At 72.0% G+C, this 23,943-nt stretch carries 18 protein-coding genes; 5 read left to right on the top strand and 13 right to left on the bottom strand.

The features are described from left to right. Positions 1 to 112: 112 nt before the first annotated feature. Both MOPEL_RS08050 and MOPEL_RS08045 read right to left on the bottom strand, forming a co-directional pair. Positions 113 to 1,612: a sensor histidine kinase gene (locus MOPEL_RS08050; RefSeq protein WP_009482384.1), complete on the bottom strand. Its 1,500-nt coding sequence runs from the start codon at positions 1,610 to 1,612 to the stop codon at positions 113 to 115. Positions 1,613 to 1,885: 273 nt separating this feature from the next. Beyond that, positions 1,886 to 6,781 carry an NAD-glutamate dehydrogenase gene (locus MOPEL_RS08045; protein WP_009482383.1) on the bottom strand — a complete coding sequence of 1,632 codons (4,896 nt, stop codon included), beginning with the start codon at positions 6,779 to 6,781 and terminating at the stop codon, positions 1,886 to 1,888. Between the two features lie 134 nt (positions 6,782 to 6,915). Here MOPEL_RS08045 and MOPEL_RS08040 point away from each other — a divergent pair, with 134 nt between their 5' ends. Genes MOPEL_RS08040 through MOPEL_RS08030 form a run of 3 tightly spaced genes read left to right on the top strand, consistent with a single transcriptional unit; the run spans position 6,916 to position 8,056 of the window. Continuing rightward, entirely contained in the window at positions 6,916 to 7,128 is a 213-nt protein-coding gene (locus MOPEL_RS08040; RefSeq protein ID WP_141631244.1) for a hypothetical protein, read from the top strand. Continuing rightward, entirely contained in the window at positions 7,125 to 7,538 is a 414-nt protein-coding gene (locus MOPEL_RS08035; RefSeq protein WP_009482381.1) for a hypothetical protein, read from the top strand. Before MOPEL_RS08040 ends, MOPEL_RS08035 begins: the two co-directional genes overlap by 4 nt. A 5-nt stretch (positions 7,539 to 7,543) precedes the next feature. Beyond that, positions 7,544 to 8,056: a DUF2505 domain-containing protein gene (locus MOPEL_RS08030; protein WP_009482380.1), complete on the top strand. Its 513-nt coding sequence runs from the start codon at positions 7,544 to 7,546 to the stop codon at positions 8,054 to 8,056. An 86-nt stretch (positions 8,057 to 8,142) separates the two neighbouring features. On the opposite strand, the gene MOPEL_RS08025 is transcribed toward MOPEL_RS08030, so the two are convergent. Next, entirely contained in the window at positions 8,143 to 8,535 is a 393-nt protein-coding gene (locus tag MOPEL_RS08025) for a DUF6912 family protein (RefSeq protein WP_009482379.1), read from the bottom strand. A 3-nt stretch (positions 8,536 to 8,538) separates the two neighbouring features. Further along, positions 8,539 to 10,056 (bottom strand): WS/DGAT/MGAT family O-acyltransferase, encoded by a 1,518-nt coding sequence (locus MOPEL_RS08020; RefSeq protein ID WP_009482378.1) that lies wholly within the window; start codon positions 10,054 to 10,056, stop codon positions 8,539 to 8,541. Positions 10,057 to 10,209: 153 nt separating this feature from the next. Between MOPEL_RS08020 and MOPEL_RS08015 the strand changes: the two genes are divergently transcribed. Next, positions 10,210 to 10,758 (top strand): Rv3235 family protein, encoded by a 549-nt coding sequence (locus tag MOPEL_RS08015; protein WP_009482377.1) that lies wholly within the window; start codon positions 10,210 to 10,212, stop codon positions 10,756 to 10,758. A gap of 87 nt (positions 10,759 to 10,845) precedes the next feature. On the opposite strand, the gene secA is transcribed toward MOPEL_RS08015, so the two are convergent. Both secA and MOPEL_RS08005 read right to left on the bottom strand, forming a co-directional pair. Further along, the gene (secA, locus tag MOPEL_RS08010; protein ID WP_009482376.1) at positions 10,846 to 13,584 is read right to left on the bottom strand and encodes a preprotein translocase subunit SecA; all 2,739 of its coding nucleotides are present in this window, start codon (positions 13,582 to 13,584) and stop codon (positions 10,846 to 10,848) included. A 244-nt stretch (positions 13,585 to 13,828) separates the two neighbouring features. Next, positions 13,829 to 14,113: a GNAT family N-acetyltransferase gene (locus MOPEL_RS08005; protein ID WP_009482375.1), complete on the bottom strand. Its 285-nt coding sequence runs from the start codon at positions 14,111 to 14,113 to the stop codon at positions 13,829 to 13,831. Between the two features lie 133 nt (positions 14,114 to 14,246). On the opposite strand from MOPEL_RS08005, the gene MOPEL_RS15940 reads away from it, so the two are divergent. Beyond that, positions 14,247 to 15,389, top strand: a complete 1,143-nt coding sequence (locus tag MOPEL_RS15940) for a GNAT family N-acetyltransferase (protein WP_009482374.1) — start codon at positions 14,247 to 14,249, stop codon at positions 15,387 to 15,389. On the opposite strand, the gene MOPEL_RS07995 is transcribed toward MOPEL_RS15940, so the two are convergent. From MOPEL_RS07995 to mtrA, 7 genes are all read right to left on the bottom strand, one after another. After that, a complete protein-coding gene (locus MOPEL_RS07995; RefSeq protein ID WP_009482373.1) occupies positions 15,320 to 16,552 on the bottom strand; it encodes a winged helix-turn-helix domain-containing protein in 1,233 nt (410 codons plus the stop codon). The two genes, MOPEL_RS15940 and MOPEL_RS07995, sit on opposite strands and share 70 nt — an antisense overlap. Continuing rightward, entirely contained in the window at positions 16,549 to 17,247 is a 699-nt protein-coding gene (locus tag MOPEL_RS07990) for a response regulator (protein WP_009482372.1), read from the bottom strand. Before MOPEL_RS07990 ends, MOPEL_RS07995 begins: the two co-directional genes overlap by 4 nt. A 133-nt stretch (positions 17,248 to 17,380) precedes the next feature. Continuing rightward, on the bottom strand, positions 17,381 to 18,052 hold the full coding sequence (gene hpf / locus MOPEL_RS07985; RefSeq protein WP_009482371.1) for a ribosome hibernation-promoting factor, HPF/YfiA family: 672 nt from the start codon (positions 18,050 to 18,052) through the stop codon (positions 17,381 to 17,383). Positions 18,053 to 18,462: 410 nt separating this feature from the next. Further along, on the bottom strand, positions 18,463 to 19,221 hold the full coding sequence (locus MOPEL_RS07980; RefSeq protein WP_217994525.1) for a ComF family protein: 759 nt from the start codon (positions 19,219 to 19,221) through the stop codon (positions 18,463 to 18,465). Positions 19,222 to 19,434: 213 nt separating this feature from the next. Beyond that, complete coding sequence (locus MOPEL_RS07975; RefSeq protein ID WP_009482369.1) at positions 19,435 to 21,210, bottom strand: LpqB family beta-propeller domain-containing protein; 1,776 nt, start codon at positions 21,208 to 21,210, stop codon at positions 19,435 to 19,437. Continuing rightward, positions 21,207 to 23,063 (bottom strand): MtrAB system histidine kinase MtrB, encoded by a 1,857-nt coding sequence (mtrB, locus tag MOPEL_RS07970; RefSeq protein WP_009482368.1) that lies wholly within the window; start codon positions 23,061 to 23,063, stop codon positions 21,207 to 21,209. Before mtrB ends, MOPEL_RS07975 begins: the two co-directional genes overlap by 4 nt. Before the next feature lie 80 nt (positions 23,064 to 23,143). Next, positions 23,144 to 23,821, bottom strand: a complete 678-nt coding sequence (mtrA, locus tag MOPEL_RS07965; protein ID WP_009482367.1) for an MtrAB system response regulator MtrA — start codon at positions 23,819 to 23,821, stop codon at positions 23,144 to 23,146. Positions 23,822 to 23,943 lie beyond the last annotated feature (122 nt).

Here is a 23,943-nt window from a genome sequence, read left to right as displayed (position 1 = left end):
GGGCCTCCCCGATGACCGGCTGCACCCGCAGACCGGTCATCGTTCGTCTCGGGACCCGCTCGGCCGGTTCGCGCCCGCGCATCCCTCGCACCCGCGGACGACGTCACCCGCCTCAGAGGGTGGCCGCCCGCTCCGCGCCGGAGATCGGCCGCAGCCGCGCCTCGAACGTGGCACGCGTCCCCCCTCCGGGGCGCGCCTCCCAGCGGATGGTCCCGCGCAGATCCTGAACGAGGGCACTGACGATCCGCGTCCCGAGGCCCGACCGCCCGGGGCGGAACCCCTCCGGCAGCCCCGTCCCGTTGTCTTCGACGTCGACGGTGAGGCGCTGCTCCTCCCCCATCCGGCGACGGTCGGCGCGGATCCGCACGATTCCGCCCTCCACACCGGCGAGGCCGTGCTCGACCGCGTTGTGGACGAGTTCGGTGACGACCATCGCGAGCGCGTTGGCGTCCTCCGCGGCGACCATGCCGAAGCTGCCCTCGAACTCCCACACGACCGATTCACCTCGCCCCGTCACCTCGACGATCGACGTGAACGCCTTCGAGACGATCCCGTCGAAGTCGACCGCCTCGTCGATCGTGCGGCTCAGCGTGTCGTGGACGAGCGCGATCGTGCCGATGCGCCGCTCCGCCTCCGCGAGCGCGTCGCGGGCCCGGTCGTCCTCGACCCGGCGGGACTGCAGCCGGAGCAGCGCGGCGACCGTCTGTAGGTTGTTCTTCACGCGGTGATGGATCTCGCGGATCGTCGCGTCCTTGGTGAGGAGCTCCCGCTCCCGTCGTCGCAGCTCGCTCACGTCCCGCACGAGGACGAGCGCGCCCACGCGTTCGCCGCTGTCGCTCAACGGAACCGACCGGAGCGCGAGGTTGGTGCCGCCGCCCTCGACCTCGGCGCGTATGGCCGCCTTGCCCGTGAGGACGAGCGGCAGGGACTCCTCGACGACGCTGCGGTCCTCGAGACCATCGGTGACGATCCGGCTGAGGTAGTCGCCGACGACGCGGCCGTGCTCCCCGAACCGGTGCAGGGAGGAGATGACGTTGGGGCTCGCGTACGTGATGATGCCGTCGAGGTCGAGCCGCACGACGCCGTCCCCGACGCGCGGTGTTCCGCGTCGGTGGTCGGTCGTCACCCCCACCTGGGGAAAGTCGCCGGTGGCGATCATGCCGACGATCGTGTCGGCCGTGGAGCGGTAGGTGAGCTCGAGCCGGCTCGGGCTGCGCATCGTCATGAGGTTCGTGTGGCGCGTCATCACGGCCAGACATCGACCCTCGCGGACGACGGGGATCGCCTCCTCCTGGAGCGGCATGTCGTCCATCCACTCGGCGCGGTCCTCCGCGACGACGCGGCGTTCCGCCACGCACCGGACGAGGAGGCGGGCGCGGCCGGGCTCGGCCTCCCGCCCGACGAGGTCGTCGTAGAACACGAGACGGCCGGTGTTGGGGCGCACGTGGGTGACGCACCGCCACGTGCCGAGGCCCCCCTCGGGCACCCAGAGCACGAGGTCGGCGAACGACAGGTCGGAGACGAGCTGCCAGTCCCCCACGAGGTGGTGGAGCCATTCGGCGTCGAGGGCGGGCATCCCCACCCGTTCGAGGCTGCTGCTCAACGAGGGCATGCGTCCACCCTAGCCAGGACCTGCGGGCGGCCTCGCACGGCTCGTATGCCTCGGCGTGGCACCCTCCGAGGGACACGCGCCGGGCGGGGGCCTGCGATGGGGCGCCGCGGCCTTCACCCGGCCCGGCGCGGGCTCCGTGCGGGGCTCACCGCAGCCCGCCCCCGGAGGCCCGACGAGGCTCGCTCGCGCGGGACGGCCTGGGACGGCGCAGGACGCCCGGGGACGGCCCGAGGGCCCCCGCCGACGACCGGCGAGGGCCCTCGGGGTAGGGCGTCAGTTGCTGGCGCTGCCCGAGCGGACGAGGCTGCGCAGGGTGCGCAGGCCGACCGAGAGGGGCGCGACGCCGGGGTCGTCCAGTTCGGTGATGCCGGAGAGTGCCGTACCGCTGCGCCGCAGGGCGGTGGCGTTGGCGGCGCACCACTCGTCGAGACGCTCGGTCGGGGACTTCCCCGGGTCCGTGCTCTCGTCGACGACCCTCGTGAGGCCCTCGAGGACGGCGTAGAGGTCGTCCCGCATGGCGCCTCGGGCGAGGGCGTCCCAACGGTCCTCGTGCGGGAGGCGGGCCACCCGCGACAGGAGCACGTCGATGTCGAACCGCTCGGACGTCGCGAGGTACAGGGCGGCGATGTCCTCGGGGGACTTCCCGCGTTCCTGGGCCAGCTCGACGATGTCGAGGATGCTGAACTGGTCGAGGAGCGAGGCCGTGAGGGTCGCGAGGTCCTCGGGTACCCCTGCGTCGACGTAGCCCTGGGCGTTGCGCTCGAGGCGCTCCTTCTCCGTCCCGACGAGCAACTCGCCCAGGCGCGGCGCGATCTGTTCGACGGCCCCACGGAACCGCTCGATCTCGGCGCCCACGTCGAGCGGTGAGGGACGGCTCTGGAGGAACCACCGCACCGCCCGGTCCATGAGCCGGCGGAACTCGAGGTAGAGCGTCGTCTGCGTGTCAGTCGAGACCTTGTTGTCGAGGGCCTCGACCTGCCGGACGAACGAGCGCAGACCGAAGACCTCGCGGGCGATGACGAATGCCCGCGCGATCTGCTCGATGGAGGCGTTCGTCTCCTCGATCGTGCGGTAGACGAACGTGATGCCACCGCGGTTGACGATCGAGTTCGCCACTGAGTTGACGATGATCTCGCGGTGCAGCGGGTGCGAGGCGAGACGGTCGCCGAACCGCTCCTGGATGGGCTCCGGGAAGTACTCGGCGAGGGTGCGTTGGAACCACGGCTCGTCGGGCAGGTCACTCTCGAGGAGGTCGGCCTTGAGCGCCAGCTTGGCGTAGGCGACGAGGACGGCGAACTCCGGCGACGTGAGACCGCGGCCCTCGGCGACGCGCTTCTCGATGCGGGCGTCGCTCGGGAGGAACTCGAGCTCGCGGTCGAGCTCACCCCGTTCGGTGAGCCACTGCATGAACCGCTGGTGCATGCCGACCATCTGGTACTCCTGGCGCCGGGCGTTGCCGAGGAGCACGTTCTGCTCGTAGTTGTCGCGGAGCACCTTGGCGGCGACGTCGTCGGTCATCGACGCGAGCAGCTCGTTGCGCTGCTTGAGCGTGAGGTCGTCCTCCCGCATGAGGCCGGTGAGGAGGATCTTGATGTTGACCTCGTGGTCGGAGGTGTCGACGCCGGCGGAGTTGTCGATCGCGTCGGTGTTGATGCGCACCCCGTGAAGGGCTGCCTCGATGCGACCGAGCTGGCTCGCGCCGAGGTTGCCGCCCTCGCCGACGACGCGGCACCGCAGGTCCCGGCCGTCGACGCGGATCGCGTCGTTGGCGCGGTCGCCGATCTGGTCGTTGCTCTCGATCGACGCCTTGATGTAGGTGCCGATGCCGCCGTTCCACACGAGGTCGACCGGTGCGAGGAGCGCCGCGTGGATGAGCTCGTTCGGGGTGAGGGTGGTGACCCCCTCGTCCAGCCCGAGGACCTCCCGCATCTGCAGACTCACGGGGACGGACTTCGCGGTGCGCGGGAACACGCCGCCCCCCTCGCTGATGAGCTCGGGGTCGTAGTCGGCCCACGAGGACCGCGGCAGCTCGAACAGACGACGACGCTCGGCGTGGCTGCGCGCCGCGTCGGGGTCCGGGTCGACGAACACGTGCCGGTGGTCGAACGCGCAGACGAGACGGATGTGCTCCGAGAGAAGCATGCCGTTGCCGAACACGTCGCCGCTCATGTCGCCGATGCCGACGGCGGTGAAGTCCTCCGTCTGCGTGTCGTGACCGAGCTCGCGGAAGTGTCGCTTGACGCTCTCCCACGCGCCGCGTGCGGTGATGCCCATGCCCTTGTGGTCGTAGCCCGCGGAACCGCCCGAGGCGAACGCGTCGTCGAGCCAGAACCCGTACGACTGGGCCACGCCGTTGGCGATGTCGGAGAACTTGGCCGTGCCCTTGTCGGCCGCGACGACGAGGTAGGTGTCGTCGGGGTCGTGGCGGACGACGCGCTCCGGCGGGACGACCTCGCCCTTGACGAGGTTGTCGGTGACGTCGAGAAGGCTCGAGATGAACAGCTTGTACGCCTCGATGCCCTCGGCGAGCCAGGCGTCGCGGTCGCTCGGGTCGGGCAGCTGCTTGGCGACGAAGCCGCCCTTGCTGCCGGTGGGGACGATGACGGCGTTCTTGACCATCTGCGCCTTGACGAGGCCGAGGACCTCGGTGCGGAAGTCCTCACGCCGGTCGCTCCACCGCAGGCCACCACGGGCGACCTTGCCGAACCGCAGGTGGACGCCCTCGACGCGCGGCCCGTAGACCCAGATCTCGAACATCGGCCGCGGCTCGGGCAGGCCCGGGATGGAGCGCGGGTCGAGCTTGAGGCACACGGTCTGCTTGAACGTCGACGTGCCGTCCGCGGCCGGGACCTGCTGGTAGAAGTTCGTGCGCAGCGCACCCCGGAGCACGTCGAGGAAGGACCGGACGATGCGGTCCATGTCGAGGCTCGTGACGTCCTCGAGGGCCTCCATGATCGCGGAGACGACGTCGTCCTGCGCCTTCTGACGGGCCTCGGTGTCGGTACCGCTCGGGTGGTCCGGGTCGAACCGTGCCGCGAAGAACTCGACGAGCAGCCGCGCGATGTGCGAGTTGGACCGCAGCGTGTCCTCGATGTAGCTCTGGCTGAAGGTCGTCCCCGCCTGACGCAGGTACTTCGCGACCGTGCGGAGGATGACGACCTGGCGCCACGTGAGGCCGGCCGCGAGGACGAGCGCGTTGAGCCCGTCGCTCTCGGCGAGTCCGGTCCACACCGCCTCGAACGCGTCCTGGAACGCCGCACGCATGCCCTCCGGGCCCTGGGTCCAGAAGGTCTCGCTCGGGGCCCGGAGACCGAAGTCGTAGATGTGCCAGGTCTCCTCGGCGTCCCGCACCTCGTAGGGGCGCTCGTCGGTGACCTCGAGACCCATGTCGGCGAACACGGGCAGGACGGTGCTCAGGGTGAGCCGACCGCGGCGGTACAGCTTGAGACGACGCTCGCCCTGCGGGGCGGACGTGGGCCGGTAGAGGTTGAGGCGGAAGTCGCCGGCGTTCGTCAACTGCTCGAGATGGCGGATGTCGGAGACCGCGACCCGGGCGGAGAAGTCGGCCTTGTACCCCTCCGGGAACCCCTGACGGTAGCGACCGACGAGCCGGCTGCCCTGCTCCTCGCCGTACTCGGCGCGAGCGGACTCGACGAGGTCCTCGTCCCAGGAGCGCGTCGCGTCGATGAGGCGACGCTCGAGGTCGTCGACGTCGACGTCGGGGAGCTCCTGCCCCGGCTCGACGCGCACGACGAAGTGGAGGCGGGCGAGGTTGGACTCCGACACGCGCGTCGTGTACTCGACGCCGGCGCCGTGGAAGGCCTCCTTGAGCAGCGACTCGATGCGGAGACGGACGGGGGTCGTGTACCGGTCGCGCGGGATGTAGACGAGGCACGACATGAAGCGGTTGTACTCGTCCTTGCGGAGGAACAGCCGGGTGCGGCGCTGCTCACGCATGTGGACGACACCGACGGCTGTGTCGGTGAGGGTCTCGACGTCGGCCTGGAACAGCTCGTCGCGCGGGTAGGTCTCGAGGACACCGAGGAGGTCCTTGCCGAGGTGGGAGTCGGGCGAGAACCCGCTCGCCTCCATGACGGCCTCGACCTTCTCGGCGAGGTAGGGCACGGTGCGGACCGACCACGTGTAGGCGCTGGCCGTGAAGAGGCCGAGGAACCGGTGCTCCCCGGTGACCTCGCCGGACGCGTCGAACGTCTTGATGCCGACGTAGTCGAGGTAGGCGGGGCGGTGGACCGTGCTGCGCGAGTTGGCCTTCGTGAGGATCTCGAGGGTCTTCTCCGGCGCCTTCTGCGCGACCGGCCCGTCGGGCAGGACACTCGCCCGCCCCAGGAGGTCCTCGTTCTCCGTGTCGTCCTGGCGGAGGAGGCCGAGGCCGGTGCCGGGGACGGGCGACTGCGCCAGCCGGCCGTCCTGCTCGGTGAGGCGGTACTCGCGGTAACCGAGGAAGGTGAACTGCCCCGAGGCCATCCAGTCGAGGAGCCCACGGACCTGCTCGACGCGGTGGGGGTCGATCCCGGCGGGCGGCTCGTCGCGCAACGCGGCGGCGACCTCCGCGGCTTTCTCGGCCATGCGGGGCCAGTCCTCCACCGACATGCGCACGTCGTGGAGGACCTTGAGAATGGCCTGACGGAGGCGCTCGCGTGCCTCCACGTCGCTCTCGCGCCCGATCTCGAGGTGCATCCAGGACTCCGCGCCCACGCCCGGCTCGTCCCGGGGGGCGTCCACGTCCTTGTCGAGCACCTCCACGAGGACGCCGTCGGCGTCGCGCCGCACGACCATCTGCGGGTGGACGAGCAGGTTCGTCGCCCGGCCGTGACGCGCGAGCTCGGACGTGACCGAGTCGACGAGGAACGGCATGTCGTCGGTGACGATCTCCACGACCGTGTTGCCCGTCGACCAGCCCTCCTGCTCGACCGACGGCGTGAACACCCGGACCTGCGGGAGACCCGCCTCCCGCCGGTGCGCGAGGTCCCGGTGCGACAGCGCCGCGCCCGCGAGATCCTCGGACCTACGCGTGAGGAGGTCCTCGGTGAGCATGTGCCGGTAGTACCGGGTCAACAACAAGGAGGAGGACTCTCCCCCCTGACGCTCGACCAGCGCAGCGGCCGAGTCGAGCAGTTGCTGCCGAGATTCCTCCATCGAGGTCGCCATCGTCCTCTTCCCTTCGATCACACGTCGTCGTCGTCGTGCCTGTTCCTCGATGCTAGGAGCGGCATCGCCCTCCCGCCCGAGGTTCGGCGGAAACCGGCGGGGCCCTCCCCCCGGCCGGCACGTACGCTGATGACGTGGAGAGCTCAGACGTGCCGGCGGACCCGGCCTCGGCGGCGCGTGCCGCCCTCGAGATGCTCGCCTCGGCCGCGCCCGACGCAGGTGACGACACCACCCAGCTCGTCCTCGACGACGCCCTCGACGCGATCGAGGACCGGCTCCGCGCGCTCGCCTCGACCGGTGGCGGTACCGTCGCCCGGCCGACCTCCGACGGGGAGGGCTGCCCGTGAATGCCTCCCACGACGCTCAGGACCCACCGCGCCCCGTCGCGGCGGGATCCCCAGGGACGGGACACGCGGTCGACGCCGCCTCCTGCGCCGCCCTCGCCTCCGACCTCCTCCACGGCGCCCATCTCCTCCGCCGGTCCCTCACCCCCCACCCCGACGACGCCGCATCCACCGGTGGGGCCCCCTCCCCGCAGGACGCGGCAGAGATCACCGAGCTCGCCGACGCCATGGAGACCTTCGGCCACGCGCTCCGTGACTTCGCCGCCGACGTCAGACGCGACCGGCCGCCACGCCCCGGCCTGCCGCTGCCCCGCACCGCCCTGCGCACGGCGGCCCGCGACATCCTCACCCGACTCGACGCCTCGCCGGACGACACCGGGTCCGCTCCCTCAGCCACCCCGCCGTTACCGTGAGACCCATGCTGCGCAAGACGATGCACTACGACGCCGACCCCGCCACGGTCTACGCGATGCTCACCGACCAGGCCTTCCAGGAGAAGGCCATGGCCGCCACCCACGCGTTCGACCACGAGGTCGAGATCGTCGACCTCGACACCTCCGGCGCCCCCGGCGCATCGCGTCGCGTGACCACCCGCCGCAGCCTCCCGACGACGAGCGCCCCCGACGCGGTCCGGCGTTTCGTCGGCGGATCCGTCGTCGTCGCCCAGGTCGTCGAGTGGGGCGCCGCGGGCGCCGACGGTTCGCGCGAGGGCCGCACCCACGCCGACATCGAGGGAGTCCCCGCGGAGGCCTCCGGCACGATGCACCTGCGCCCCGCCGACGGGGGCACCGACCACGTCGTCGACCTCACGCTCACCTCACGGGTCCCCCTCGTCGGCGGGCGCATCGTCGCCGCGGCCGAACCGCTCGTCGGCGAGGCCCTGGAGGCCGAGCACCGTGTCGGCGCGCGGCATCTCGCCGAGCGCGGCTGACCCGACCCTCGCCCTGGCGACCCGCCGGGACGACGACGACTCCACGCCGGGGTCCGCCGGAGCACCACGCCGCCAACCCCGACGGCCTACTGCTCGGCGCCCTCGTCGAGGTAACGCAGCACGTCGTCGATCTCCGTCGCGTCGTACCAGAGGAGCTCCTCGTCGGCGGGTGCGCCGTGCTCCGCGACGTGGAACGACACGACGGCGGAGGCGGGGACGGGCCCCGGCTCGATGCGGGACGAATCCCCCTGTGGCTCGAACGCGTCGGGCACGTCAGCCGCGACGACGAGGACCGGCTCCCCCGCCTCCCGCAGCGCCTCCTCGGCGAGGAGCGCCGCCTCGTACTCGAGGTCGTCCACGTCGGCCTTCGGATCGGCCGCCCGCATCGCCGCGGTGACGACGTACCCGGGCGCCTCGAGCGTGCCCGTCTCGCGGAGCGCTCGGACCCCGTCGGGGCCTGCTGCCAGATACACGCGCATCGTTCACGTCTCCTGTATCGGGTTCGAGATGGTCCGGCCGGGCCGTGGCCCGCGGCCGAGGGGATCGACGTCGACGAGGGTCGCCGCGAGTTCGGCGAGCGCCTCGGGGATGCCCGCGGCGAGAACGTCGAGGTCGGGCATCGCGGCCCGGTCGGCGTTGAGGCCGACGAAGACCTCGCCGTCGTAGGAGGTGAGCCCGATCGCCACGGTCTGGCCGCCGAGGAGGGGCATGACCGGGTACGTCGCGACCATCCGGGCACCCGCGACGTACAACGGCCGCTGGGGGCCGGGCACGTTCGTCACGACGAGGTTGAACATGCGCCGCGAGACGGCCCCGGCGACCCGCGCGCCGAGGTGGTGCAACGTCGGTGGTGCGAACCCGGCGATGCCCGCGAGCGTCTCCGCCGACAATGCCCGTGAGCTCCGCGCCTGGTGACGCGTCTGATAGGCGATCCGCTCGAGGCGCAGGCGCGCACTCGGCTCCCCCACCGGCAGGTCGACGAAGCAGGGCACGACCTCGCTCGAGCCGACGCTCGGACCGTCGGTGTCCGCGTCGGTGCCGCCCTCCGCGATGCTCACCGGAACCATCGCACGCACGGTCGTCGCCGAGTGAACGGGTTCGCCGCGGGCCTGCAGCCACATGCGCAGCCCTCCCGTCACGGCGGTGAGGGCCACGTCGGTGACCGTCACGTCCACGGGGCGTCGCGCTGCGCCCATCGCCTCCCGGATCGCCCGGTACTCGGCGAGATCGCTACGCACGGTACGGAACCGGCGCGGTGCGCGGACCCGGGACGTCGCGAGCGCCGTCGTCGGGGTGGCGCTGGAGGCGGTACGCGCGAGTCCCGCGACGATCCCACCGAGACCGTCGATCGCACGCTGCGCGAGGTCGCTCGCCCCGTCGACCACCCCGTCGCGCACCCGGTCGACGACCGCGACGGGCCGACGCACGGCCTCGGAGGCGGCGGCGAGGAGCAGGTGCAGATCTCCCGGTTCCGGACGCGGCGTCCACTCGCGAGGTGCGGGGAGGCGGCCGAGCGGTTCGGTGTCGAGAAGCAGATGGGTGAGATCGACGGCCGTGACACCGTCGACGAGCGCCTCGTGCGTCTTCGTCACGAGCGCCTGCCGCCCTCCTTCGAGACCCTCGACGACGTACACCTCCCACAGGGGGTGCTCGCGGTCGAGAGGACGACTCTGGATGCGCGCGACGAACTCGGCGAGCTGCTCCTCCGTGCCCGGCGACGGCAACGCCGAACGCCGCACGTGGTAGCTGATGTCGAAGTCGACGTCGTCCACCCACACGGGACCCGAGAGGCGGCCGGGGAGTTCCCGCACCCGCTGCCGGTACCGGGAGTTCTCCCCGATGCGGTCGGACACGAGGGCGACGAGCTCGTCGTGATCGAGCGCCTGGGCCCGCCGGCGGGTGGGGTGCTCGAGGATCATCACGGAGCCGACGTGCATCGGCGTCGACGGATCCTCCAGGTAGAGGAACGAGGCGTCGAGAGGACTGAGGCGATCGAGCACGACGCCATCGTCGCACGGTTCGCCACGTTGCGGTGGGCCCGCACGGACCGGTCACCCACAGGCCCGCTCCGTGGGCCCGGTGTGGGCACACCACCCGACCCATACTTGACGCAAGCAGCGCTCAGCTGTTCCCTCCCCCTCCAGGAGACCCGCATGCCCCTCGCCGCCACCCGTCCCGACGACGACGACCTCGACTCCCCGGCGTTCACGCCGATCCTCGTCCGCCCGCTCGGCGACCCCTCCTCCCCGATCCCGGCGCCCGGCCCCCAGGGTTCGTATGGTTCCCATGGCGAGAAGACGGTCGCCGCGCCGGCCCCACCCCGCCTGCGTCTCGTCGACGACTTCGGCCCCGTCCACACCGAACTCGCCGCGCTCCCCGACCCCCAACGGTGGCTCCACGGGGTCGCGCTCGCCGTGTACGAGGCGGCCACGGGAGCCCGCCCCGCCACCCAGGTCATGCGATTCCTCGCCCCCGACGTCTACGACTCGATCGTCCGCCGCTCCGGCCGCGCCGCACGGCATGGGCTGGTCACGCGGCGCCCCGTCCGGTTGCGTCGGGTGCGCGCGTCCGTCGTCCCCGGGCACACGTCCGTCGTCGAGGGGTGCGCCGTCGTCGACGACCACCGGCGCGTGCGTGTCATGGCGGTGCGGCTCGAAGGGCTCGACGGACGGTGGCTCCTCACCGCCTGCGAGATCGGCTGAGCCGACGCCCCCTCGGCCGGGGACGCCGGCTCGGCGGTCGTCGGTGAGGATCCTCGCCGGGGATGTCCCCGGGCGGATCGGTGTCGCTCAGCGGCCCTTCTTGCGCTGCGACCGCTTGGCCGCGCGGCGGGTGCGGCGGTCCTGACGGCTGAGGTCGTCGCGCTCCTCGACGGAGCCGTCCTCCGACGGCGCCGAGTAGTGCAACCGTTCCTTGCGCGGGCCGTCGAGGTCGGCCCCGCGGATCGCGACGTCGGAGTCGTCGAACTCCTCGTCCTCCGGCGGGAGCTGACTCTCGTCGACCTGCACGTCGACGTTGAAGAAGTAGCCGACCGACTCCTCCTTGATGCCGTCGAGCATCGCGTTGAACATCTGGTAGCCCTCGCGGGCGTACTCGACGACCGGGTCGCGCTGCGCCATCGCGCGCAGGCCGATGCCCTCCTGGAGGTAGTCCATCTCGTAGAGGTGCTCCCGCCACTTGCGGTCGAGCACCGAGAGGATGACGCGTCGCTGCACCTCGCGGGTGCCACGCGGGCCGAGCTCCGCCTCTCGGGCGTCGAAGGCCCGGTGGGCGTCGCTCAGCAGCTCGTCCTTGAGGACCTGGGCGTCGATGCCGGAGAGTCCGCCCGCCGAGTGGAGCACCTCGTCGAGGGTGACGCCCATCGGGTAGAGCGTGCCGCAGGCCGTCCACAACTCCTCGAGGTCCCAGTCCTCGGCGAACCCCTCGACCGTCGCGGCCGTCACGTACCCCTCGACGACGTCGGTGAGGAAGTCACGCATCTGCTCGGTGAGGTCCTCACCCTCGAGCACGCGGAGCCGGTCGGCGTAGATCACCTTGCGCTGCGTGTTGAGGACGTCGTCGTACTTGAGGACGTTCTTGCGGATCTCGAAGTTGCGTCCCTCGATCTGCGTCTGCGCGCTCTGGATCGACCGCGTGACGAGCTTGGACTCGATCGCCTCGGAGTCGTCCATGCCGGAGGACGCCATGAACCGGTCGACGAGGCCGGCGTTGAACATCCGCATGAGGTCGTCCTGGAGCGACAGGTAGAACCGGGACTCGCCCGGGTCGCCCTGACGGCCCGACCGGCCACGGAGCTGGTTGTCGATACGGCGCGACTCGTGACGCTCGGTGCCGAGGACGTACAGGCCACCGAGCTCCTTGACCTCGTCGTGCTCCTGCGCGACGGCCCGCTCGGCCGCGGCGAGCGCGTCGTCCCACGCCGCCTCGTACTCCTCGGGGGTCTCCTCCGGGGAGAGGCCACGCGCCTTGAGGGCGGCGACGGCCCGGAACTCGGGGTTGCCACCGAGCATGATGTCAGTGCCTCGACCGGCCATGTTCGTCGCGACGGTGACGGCTCCCTTACGCCCCGCGTCGGCGACGATGCTCGCCTCGAGCTCGTGATGCTTGGCGTTGAGGACGGCGTGGACCACTCCGCGCTGCTCGAGCTGGTGGCTGAGGTACTCGCTCTTCTCGACGCTCGTCGTCCCGACGAGGACGGGCTGGCCCGTCCCGTGGTGGGCGACGATGTCCTCGACGACGGCGTCGAACTTGGCCTTCTCCGTGCGGTACACGAGGTCCGGCTGATCGCGGCGGATCATGGGCCGGTTCGTGCGGATGGGCACGACGCCCACCTTGTAGATCTGGTGCAGCTCGGCGGCCTCCGTCTGGGCCGTACCGGTCATGCCGGAGATCTTCTCGTAGAGGCGGAAGTAGTTCTGGAGGGTGATCGTCGCGAGGGTCTGGTTCTCGTTCTGGATCTCCACCCCCTCCTTGGCCTCGATGGCCTGGTGCATGCCCTCGTTGTAGCGGCGGCCCTTGAGGATGCGGCCCGTGTGCTCGTCGACGATGAGGATCTCGCCGTCCATGACGACGTAGTCCTTGTCGCGCTTGAAGAGCTCCTTGGCCTTGATCGCGTTGTTGAGGTACCCGATGAGGGGCGTGTTGACGGCCTCGTAGAGGTTGTCGATACCGAGGAGGTCCTCGATCTTCTCGATGCCCGGCTCGAGGATGCCGACGGTCTTCTTCTTCTCGTCGACCTCGTAGTCGCCCGTCGAGGGGATGCCGCGCATGCGGTCGGCGGCGGTGCCGCGCTCGAGGTGCTTCACGAGCCGCGCGAACTGGGTGTACCACTTCGTCGCCGCGTCGGAGGGTCCCGAGATGATGAGCGGGGTGCGCGCCTCGTCGATGAGGATCGAGTCGACCTCGTCGACGATGGCGAAGTTGTGGCCGCGCTGGACGAGGTCGGAGACCTGCCAGGCCATGTTGTCGCGGAGGTAGTCGAAGCCGAACTCGTTGTTCGTGCCGTACGTGATGTCCTTCGCATACTCCGCGCGCCGCTGGGCCGGGGTCATCTGCGAGAGGATGCAGCCCGTCTCCATGCCGAGCATGCGGTGCACGCGGCCCATGAGCTCGGACTGATACTCGGCGAGGTAGTCGTTGACGGTGACGACGTGGACGCCCTTGCCCGAAAGGGCGTTGAGGTAGCTCGGGAGGGTCGCGACGAGCGTCTTGCCCTCACCGGTCTTCATCTCGGCGACGTTGCCCTGGTGGAGGGCCGCGCCGCCCATGATCTGCACGTCGAAGTGGCGCTTGCCGAGGGTGCGCTTGCTCGCCTCCCGCACGGCGGCGAACGCCTCGGGAAGGAGCGAATCGAGCGACTCCCCGTCGGCGACGCGCTTGCGGAAGACGTCGGTCTCCTCGCGCAGCTGGGCGTCGGTCAGCCTCTCGAAGTCCTCTTCGATGGCGTTGACCTGCGCCGCGATGCCTTCGAGGCGCCGGACGACGGCACCTTCCCCGGCACGCAGGATTCGGTCGACGATCTTCGGCACGTGCTGACTCCTTGCGCAGACGAACGGCGTCCGGACCCCCACCCGTTGTCCGGTGCCGTACTCGGTGGTCTCTCCAGCCTAAACGCATCGCGGCCCCGATCAGGTCACCCCCGGGGCGCGGCGAGACGCATCCGCCCACCTCAGCAGCGTTGTGGGGCGGGCGGATCCGGCGTTCGGCGCCGATCGGCGGCGCCCCCTCACCCGGCCCGGCACGCGGCCGGGGCGGGCAGGGGAACGCTCGCGATCAGCGCTGGACGAGCTCGGCGTAGTCGGGGTGCTTCTCGATCCACCCGGCGTAGAACGAGCACGACGGGATGACGCGAAGGCCCTGCTCACGGGCTTCGTCGAGGCTCGTGCGCGCGAGGGCGGACGCGACCCCGCGGCCACCGAACTCCGGCTCGGTGACCGTGTGGGGGAACTCGATCGTGCCGTCGCCGCGACGGAACTCGGCGAACCCCGCGAGGGCGCCCTCGAGGTACGCCTCGTACCGGTTGCGGTCGTCGTTCCTGCTCACCTGAACATCACTCATGGCTCCACCCTGTCACGTCCCCACGGACTCCCGTCGCGGGAACGGCCCCCACTCCCCCTCGGCCAGGCACCGCCTGGACCACCCTGCGGATGCCCGTCGTCCCGCCCGGACCGCCGGGCACCACACTGGCCCCATGACCGGACCCTCGTCCCTCACCACTCCACGCCTCGTCGGAGAGCGCGTCGTCCTGCGGGCGTGGCGGGAGGACGACGCGCTGCCGCCCGAACGCGACGCCGTGGCCGAACGCTTCCTCGGTGACCTCGTACCCACCGCGGAGGAGTTCCCCACCTGGCGGCAGGAACGCCGGGAGCGCACGGCCACGGGCGAGGGCGTGTTCTGGTGCCTCTCCGAACCCCGCGACGACCGCGTGCTCGGCGCGATCCACGTGTTCCGGCTCGGTCGTCCGCGGCGGCCGGCCGGACGTGCCGGCTACTGGGTGCTCCCCGCAGCACGGGGACGCGGGGTGCTCGCCGAGGCCCTCGACCTGCTCGTCGCCCACGCCTTCACGCCCGCGGCCGAGGGCGGCCTCGGACTGGACCTGCTCGACGCCGACGCCGACACGGCGAACCTCCCGTCGATCGCACGCCTCCGCGGAGCGGGGTTCACCCCCGTCGGGGTGCATCGCCGCGCCCTGCGTGACGGGGGCGGGGCGCACGACATGCTCGAGGTCGAGCTCCACCGCGACCTCGAGCTGCCGGCGTGGCGGTGCCTCCGCGGTGTCGTCCTCACCGCACCGCGAGGACGGACGATGTGTTCCCCGTTCACCGACGACGACCTGGGCGCGATGGTGGAGCTTCTCCGCGAGCCGGACGGGTGGACGCAGGGCCGCCCGGACGCCGACGAGCGTCACGCGCGGGCGTGGCTCGACGAGCTCCGGGCCGACCACGTCCTCGGCCGTCAGACGTGCTGGGCCGTGCGCACGGACGCCGGGCCGGTCGGGACGGTCCGGGCCGTCACCACCGGAGCACCCGAGGACACCGCCGAGGTGGGCGTGTGGATCCGGGCCCGCCACCGGCGGCGGGGCCTCGCCCTCGAGGCGCTCCGGCTGCTCACCGACCATCTGCTCTCGGCGGATCCCGGGGGCGCGGCCCTCGCCCGCGTCCTCGCGACGAGCGACGTGACGAACACCGCCTCCCGGGCGCTCCTCGCCGCGGTCGGGTTCACGAGGTGCGGCGCGGTCGTCTCGCCTCGCGGCGAGACGCACCACTATGCGCTGACGACCCGACCCACCTCGACGGAGTCGAGCCCGAGGAACGAGGCGAGAGAGGAGAACTGACCGTCGAGACGCTCACGATGGTCGCCTCCGCCCGCACCCGGCTCCCAGTGGATCGCGTGCGCGCAGAGGATCCCCGCGGCCCGGTCGGCCTTGAGGTCGACGCGGGCGACGAGGGCGTCGTCGAGGAGGAACGGCAGCACGTAGTAACCGTGGACGCGTTGCGCGGCGGGCACGTAGATCTCGAGACGGAAGTCGAACCCGAAGAGCGCGCGGGTGCGGTCCCGTTGCCACACGAGGGAGTCGAACGGGCTGAGGAGCGCGGCGACGTCGGGACGTCGTCGCGGCACGACGGCGTCGCGGTGGAGGTAGCACGGCCTGCGCCACCCTTCGACGCGGACGGGGAGCAGGGTCCCCTCCTCGACGAGCCGCGTGATCGCGGGAGCGGCCTGGGCGGGCGAGAGCCGGAAGTGGTCGCGGAGGCACTGGGCGCTGCCGACCCCGATCGCGCGGGCGGAGATCTCGACGAGGGCAGCGAGCGCATCGTCCTCCGACACAGGGGTCGCACCGTGGGGTCCGGCGTCGACGACCTCCCGCGGCAGCACCGCCTCCGGCACGGCGTATCGACGTTCGAACTGGGTCGTGCGGCCCGCGCTCGTGACGCGTCCCGTCCAGAAGAGGTGCTCCAGCGCCGCCTTCACGATCGACCAGTTCCACCCCCAGTGGCCCTCCCGTCGCGGGACGTCGTGGGCAAGCCGCGCGTCGAGGGCGCGGGCCGTGATCGGCCCCGAGCGGGCAACCTCGGCAAGCACCGCCTCGACGACCTCGGGATGCTGGTCCGCGGCCCGTTGCATGCTCCCCCACGACTCCTCCGCCCGCCGCATGCGGACCCCGAGGAGCGGCCACGTCGACACGGGCACAAGGGAGGCCTCGTGCGCCCAGTACTCGACGAGGTGGCGTGGCCCACGGTCACGCAACCGGTCGAGCCGTGCGGTGTCGTACGGGCCGAGCCGCGAGAAGAAGGGGAGGTACTGGCTGCGGGTCACGACGTTGACGGAGTCGATCTGGATCACCCCGAGCCGATCCGCGACCGAGCGCAGGTGGGAGGCACGTACGTCGCCGCGGGGCCGGAACCGCGCGCCGAACCCTTGAGCGGTGAGCGCGGCCCGACGCGCCTCGCGCAGCGACAACGTCTCCACCGGCGCGAGGACGGCCTTCGTGCTCACGGCGCCCGGCGCCCCTGACGCACCGCGAACAGGGCCGCCTCCGTGCGGGAGTGGAGACCGAGCTTCTCCAGGAGGTTGTGGACGTGGTTCTTCACCGTGTTCTCGCTGATGAAGAGTCTGCCGGCGATCTCCTTGTTCGTGAGCCCCTCACCGAGCACGGCGAGCACCTCCCGCTCGCGCTCCGTGAGCATCGTCCGCGGGTCCCGCCGCTCCTCCGCGCCGACGAGCGCCGAGAACTCCTCGAGGAGGGCCGACGTGAGCGCCGGGGACAGCAGCGACTCCCCCGCGTGGACGGCGCGGATGCCGTCGATGATCTGCTCGGCCGGAGCGTCCTTGAGGAGGTAGCCCTTCGCGCCGGCACGTAACGCCTCGACGAGGTCCCTTTCGTCCTCCGACGTCGTGATCATGACGACCCGGGCGTCGAGCCCGAGGTCACGGATGCGACGGCAGGCCTCGATGCCGTCCCCGCCCGGCATGCGGACGTCCATGAGGACGACGTCGGGTCGCGTCCCGGCGACGACCTCGACCGCCGCCACGCCGTCCGCGGCCTCCCCGACGATGCGTAGGTCGTCCTCCGTGCCGAGCACCATCTCGAGGCCCCGCCGGTAGAGGACGTGGTCGTCGACGACGACGACGCGGACGACGGCCCCGGCGACCTCCCCATCCTCGGGTTCCGAGGTCTTTTCGCTGGTCACGCCGCCATCATGACATGCGCCCACGAACACGTCCCTATCCCCTTCGGGCGTGCGGGCGGCCGGCGCACGGATCGGGTGGGCCGGCCCTCGCGGTCGACCCACCCGATCCCTCACGGCGCCCGGGGCGGACGCGTCAGGCCTTCGTTCCCTCGCCGTCGGCCCACGGGGGCTCGACCTCGAGGTGGATGACGCCGTACGACCAACCGCGGCGGCGGTACACGACGCTCGGCCGGTCGGTGTCGACGTCATGGAAGAGGTAGAAGTCGTGGCCGACGAGTTCCATCTCGGAGAGCGCCTGCTCGAGGGTCATCGGCGGCGACGAGTGCGTCTTCTCGCGGACCCCGATCGGGGAGTCGCCCTCGGCGGGGATGCGGTGGCTCACGTCGCCCGGCTCGGGCGGCGACGTCTGCTCCTCCTCACCGGCAGCGGGTTCGGGGCCGCCCATCTGGGCGATCTGGAGTCCCGAGACGGCCTCGGCGAAGTCGGGGCCGCCGCGGCGACGGGCGACCTTGCGCCGGTCGCCGACGCGACGCAGCCGCTCCGCGAGCTTGTCGAGGGCCATGTCGAGGGCGACGTACTTGTCCTCGTCGAAGGCCTCGGCGCGCACGACGGGCCCCTTGGCGAGGCAGGTGATCTCGACCCGTTCGCTCCCCTTGGGTGCGCCGCGGGTGGTCTCGTGACTGAGGACGACCTCGACGCGCTGGGTGCGGGGGGCGAGCTGCTCGACCTTCGCGAGCTTCTCCTCGAGCACCTCACGGAAGCGGTCGGAGACTTTGATCTGGCGGCCGGTGACGACGATTTCCACGGGATTCCTCCTGTGCTGGGTGGTGACGGGCCTCTGCAGGCCCCGGTGGGCTGTGCCTCATCACCCCCTTCGTCGAACGACTCCGGCGTGCTCGTGAACGTCGTTGCGCGACAGGGCCGCCGCGACGATCACGGTGGACGCCCCACGATGGGCGTCTGTCTGAACCGTAGACGACGAACCCGTGCCGGAGAAGGATCATCGCCGTCCTTCCTCGTCGTCCATGTGCGCATCCCCCGATTGCCGACCACCCCGAAGGTGCCGGGCGCCGGAGGCGGAGGACGGGCGTCGACACACGAGCGCGCGACGCCGCGCGCGGCACGCGGCCCGGCACCTGCGCTCCGGGCCCCTCGCCGACGCCACCCACGGACGGGGCGACAGTGCCACGGGCCGGGGCGTCGCCCTCACGCCGATCAGGTTCCCCTCTGGGCGGCGGGCGTCGCGGCGAGGGCGACGACGGCCACCGGGCGGGCCCCGATCTCGCGGAGCGCGCGGACGCACTCCCGGGCGGTCGCGCCCGTCGTCACGACGTCGTCGACGACGACCACGTCCCGCCCGACGAGCGGATGGGGCCCCGGCCTCCCCCTGGGACGTCCTCGCCACAGCCGCCCCGTCGACGGGTCGACGACGACGAAGGCGTGGTCGGTGTTGCGGGCGCGCTGCCATCGCGAGAGGCCCGCCTGGTCGTCGACGGCGCGGACGTGGCGGAGCAGTGGCGCCCACACCCAGGTGCGGCCGGTGAGGACGTCGGCCCCGGAGAGGGCCCGCCGCGCGAGAAGGGCGGTAGGGACGTCACCCCGGCGACGCCGGGAGCGGACCGAGGACGGCGCGGGCACGACGACCGGCGTCCGGCCGAGCTCGGGCCGCAGGGCGACCGCTGCGACGAAGGAACTCCGCAACGGCGTGGCGAGGACGTCGAGCAGGTCGCGTCGGCCGTGGTCCTTGTAGGCGACGAGCGCAGAGCGCAGCACTCCCTCGTACCGGCCGGCGGCGAAGACCGCTCCGTCGGGGGCGGCCGCGGTGCCTGCCCGCCCGGCGACGATGCGGGGGTAGGCGGTGGCGTGCGCAAGGGCGTGCGCGCACTCGGGACACCACGGGGTGCCGGCTGTGGCGCATCCGCCGCAGAGGAGCGGGAGGGCGAGATCGGCCACAGCGGCCAGCGCCGACGCCACGGCCCCGAGGCATCGGACACCGATCGCGGACGGGCGTCGTGGCGGCCGGGGGTCCGACGACGCCAGGCGTGGCTGCGGGGTGGGGCGGTCCACGACGCCCATAGTGCCCCGGGGGCGGCCGTCGCCGGGACGCGGTCCCGGCCCTTGTGGACGGAGGCGGTGGCAAGGACCCGGCGGTGGACGCCGGGACGGGGCACGGCCCGAGGACCCGTCTCAGGACCCCGGGACGATGAGGTCGTCGGCCGTGGCGTGCTGCTGCCAGGTGCCGTTGACGCGACGCCACACCCCACCGTCACCGGTGAGGACGATGACGCCGCGGATCCCCCCGGAGGTGATGATCTCGTCGATGTCCTGCACGGGGGGGAGGAATTCGACGGGGCCGCCGAGGGGCAGCATGATCGGACGGACGTCGCTGCCCTCCCACGACGCGACGGCCGCGAGCGAGGCGTCGTCGGCCCACGTGAGGTCGCGCATCGTCGACAGGCCGGTGGCGATCCGCCACGGCTTGCCGAGCGCGTGCGGGGTGCCGTTCTGCCCCAGGGCGATCCCGGTGACGTAGACGGACGTGATCCCCGCGCCGTCGGTGACCGCGACGGCGAGGCGGCGGCTGCCCGGCGAGGTGAGGACCGCGGCGATCGTCCCGGTGATCCACGGCGCGGAGAGCGCCGTGGGCGGTGACGTGGGCGACGACCCGCCCTCGAACCACCAGATGCGTGGACGTCCCCGCGTGTCGGCGCCGCCGACCCAGGTGCGACCGCGCCGGTCGATCGCCGGTTGGGTGAGCGAGGAGCCGAAGGCCGTGGGTGAGCCGGAGCCGCCCCCCGTCCAGCGGCGCAACGACGCCCGGTCACGGCCGACGGCGGCGACCTCGCGCAGGTCCGGGGAGACGGCGACCGACTCCCACCGTTCCGGCACCTGCGGCAGCGTCGCGTCGACCGCCCGCTGGTTCTCCCCACCCCGGAGCCATCCGGTGAAATCGACGGCCTGGAGCCGCTCCCCGTCGCGGATGACGAGGGCGGGTGCCGCCGCGGCCGGGGACTCGTAGCCGAGCTGCGCGAGACTCTTGGGGGCGCCGTCGATCCCGAGGATCTTGAGGGGCGCGCCGGCGACGGTGATCGACACCCCGCTCACGCCGGGGACCTGACGCATCGTCGTGAGCATCTGCGCCCATGCGGCCCGGCGTCCTTCCGTCGAGGCGTCGAGGGCCGCGGAGGTGAGTTCGATGTGGGCGACCTGGTCGATGATCGCGACGGCGTCCACGGCAAGGTCGGTGCCGGGCGGGAACGCGGTGACCGCGGCGCCCTCGAGGTAGGAGGGGACGGGCGCGAGCTGCGCCCGGGCGAGGCTCGTCGCCAGTCCCGTCCATGTGCGTGACGACACCGCGTCGGGACGCATCGGGAACCACCGGTAGTCGGTGAGGAGGGTCCGGTCGAGGGGGTCGGTGTAGGTGAGCGTCATCTGCCGGAACGACCGCTCGAAGTAGAACGAGCTCAACCACGTGCCGAACCCCCGCGGGAGGCGTGAGATCCGCCATTCCCCACCGACCTTGGTAAGCCCGATGGTCGCGGCCGTGACGGCCCCCGGCGAGGAGGCGAGATACCGTCCGGACTTGTCGACGCGGGCGGCGACGGGGACGTTGAGGGAGACGGTGTCCCCCCGGACCTGGACGGTGAGCTTACGGGAGTCGGTGAAGACGGTGACCTGGCGTCGCGGCTCCCACGCTGCCGAGGCGGCCCCGGTGAGGTAGGCACGGGACGCCGCGTAGTCGTCGTCGGGGGACCCCCCGGCGGCGAGGAAGCCCTGGACGATCTGGGCGGGTGAGGCGCCCGGGGTGGGCGGCTCGAACTGGAGCCGGATGGGTTGGTACTCGGGGGCGCGGACCTCGAGCCCCTGCTGCACCCCGCTCTTGTCGGGGAGGCCACCGCATCCGGCGAGCGCGAGGACGGTCGCGGCGGCGAGCAGGCGCCGGACGAGACGGGCTCGGATCATCGATCCTCCTCCGGGAGATCGGCAGGCGGGCCGGAAGGCGTGGGCTCCTCGGGTGGCGCCACGGCCTCCACCTCGGGCGGGGCTGCCTCCGGGACCGCGTCGGCATCCACCGGCGCGTCCATCCCGTCGGGCGTGGGCGCTGAGGGTTCCAGGGGCAGCGGCGAGTCGTCGACGACAGCGCCGGAGACCCTCGGGAGGGTGAGGCGAAAGCGCGATCCCGCCCCCGGCTTGCCCCAGGCCTGCAGACGCCCGTGGTGGAGATGCGCGTCCTCGAGGGAGATCGCGAGCCCGAGACCCGTGCCGCCCGTGGTGCGCTTGCGTGAGGGGTCGGCCCGCCAGAACCGGTTGAAGACCAGATCGGCCTCCCCCGGCTTGAGCCCGATCCCCTGATCGGCGACGACGACGGCGACGGCGTCCTCGTCGGACCCGAGCTCGATCGTCACCGGCCGCCCCTCACCGTGCTCGACGGCGTTGACGAGGAGGTTGCGGAGGATGCGCTCGACTCGGCGGGAGTCGACCGCCGCGACGCGGGGCTCGTCGTCGCCGACGAGGACGATCTCGCTCCCCTTCGCCTCGGAGAGCTGGTCCGTCGCCGACGCGACCCGGGCGACGATCACACGGAGGTCGACGGGGTCGGCCTCGAGCGCCGCACCGCCCGCGTCGAACCGACTGATCTCGAGGAGGTCGCCGAGCAGCGCCTCGAACCGTTCGACCTGCGTGTGGAGGAGCTCGGCGGTGCGTTCCACCATCGGCTCGAAGTCGTGCCGCTGGTCGTAGATGAGCGCCGAGGCCATGTGGATCGTCGTGAGCGGGGTGCGCAGCTCGTGGGAGACGTCGGAGACGAACCGTTGCTGCACTCGCGACAGCGTCTCGAGTTGCTGGATCTGCCCCTGCAGGTGCTCGGCCATGTCGTTGAACGCCGTCGCGAGGCGCGCGATGTCGTCCTCGCCGCGGACGAGCATGCGCTCGTTGAGGTGGCCGTCGCTGAGCCGCGTGGCGACCTCGGAGGCCTGCCGGAGGGGTTCGACGACGAGGCGGGTGACGATGAACGCGAGGAGACCCAGCGCACCGACGAGGGCGATCGCCCCGGCGACGAACACCCGCCACACCATCGCCATGATGTCCTGCTCGCGCTGCATGGGGAACAGGTAGTAGAGCTCGTACGGCCCCGCGTCGGGAATCTGGATCTGCGTGCCGACGACGACCGCGGGCACGCTCCCCGCCCCCTTCGGGTAGGGGACGATCTGCACCTGTTGGTGCGTGGGATCGGCAGCGATGGCCTTGCGCAGATGGGTGGGGACGACGTCGAGGGACACCCCGAAGTGGGCCGTCGGATCGCTCGTCGGCGCGTGGGTGTTGTCGATGGCCCGCGTGAGGATGAGCGTGCGCGTCTGGTCGGGGTTCTGCGACTCCTGCTGGGTGACGACGTCGAACGCGATCTGCTGTGTGCTCACGTCGGTCTCGCCGTTGGGGGCGAGCTTGGCGCGGAGTTCGTGCGCCCCGTTCGCGGCCTCCACCTCGGCGGCGGCGATCCGCGTCTGGACGAGGCCGTCGGCGATCCGCCCGTAGAGGAACGACTGGAGCGCGACGACGACGACGGTGCCGACGAGCAGCGTCGTGAGCACGACGCGGAACTGCAGGCTGGTCCGCCACTGACGGCGGCCGTCGGCGACGAGACCCGCCGTCCGCTCCCGGAGCCGCGCCCACCGGGACGGGGACGTGACGGCCGTCGCGCCCCCGTCATCCTCCCCCGCCGTGTCGGCGTCGGGGACGTCTCGGAGGGAATCCGTGTCGGTGGCGGCCTGTGGAGCGACGACGGACGTGGCGTCGGACGGGATGGGCTCGTCGACCACCGACGGATCGCGCGGGGCGGAGGACGCGACGATGCCCGACGGGTCGGAGGCCGACCAGCCGGACGAGGACGCGTGGGGGCTCAGGCCGGGCCTGCCTTGTAGCCGACGCCGCGGACGGTGAGGACGATCTGCGGGCGCTCCGGGTCCTTCTCGATCTTGCTGCGGAGCCGCTGGACGTGGACGTTGACGAGTCGGGTGTCGCCGGCGTGGCGGTAGCCCCACACCTGTTCGAGGAGGACCTCGCGGGTGAACACCTGCCACGGCTTTCGGGCCAGGGCGACGAGGAGGTCGAACTCGAGCGGGGTGAGCGACAGCGGCACCCCGTCGCGCTTGACGGAGTGACCGGCGACGTCGATGGTGAGGTCGCCGATGACGAGACGCTCGGGCGCCGGGTCGTCGCCGCGCCGCAGCCGCGCGCGCACGCGGGCGATGAGTTCCTGCGGCTTGAACGGCTTGCTGACGTAGTCGTCGGCACCCGACTCCAGTCCGACGACGACGTCGACGGTATCGGTGCGTGCGGTGAGCATGATGATCGGCACGCTCGACTCGGCACGGAGCCGCTTGCAGACCTCGATGCCGTCCATGCCGGGAAGCATGACATCGAGGAGGACGACGTCGGGTCGGGTCTCACGGAAGACGCGGAGCACCTCGGATCCGTCGTCGACGTGGTCGACGTCGAATCCCTCGTTGCGCAGGACGATGCCGAGCATCTCTGCGAGGGCAAGGTCGTCGTCGACGACGAGCACGCGCGCCTTCATGTGGTCCTCCGATTCCCCGTGGCCGGACCCCCTGTGTCCGGCTCTGTCCGGCCCGGCCAAGCCTACCGCCGTCGGGAGAAGCCGAACGGCCGCCCACGCTGTGGTGGGCGGCCGTTCGGAAC

The organism is Mobilicoccus pelagius NBRC 104925 (assembly GCF_000247995.1).
Lineage (GTDB): Bacteria > Actinomycetota > Actinomycetes > Actinomycetales > Dermatophilaceae > Mobilicoccus > Mobilicoccus pelagius.
This window is presented reverse-complemented; position numbering and strand designations above follow the sequence as displayed.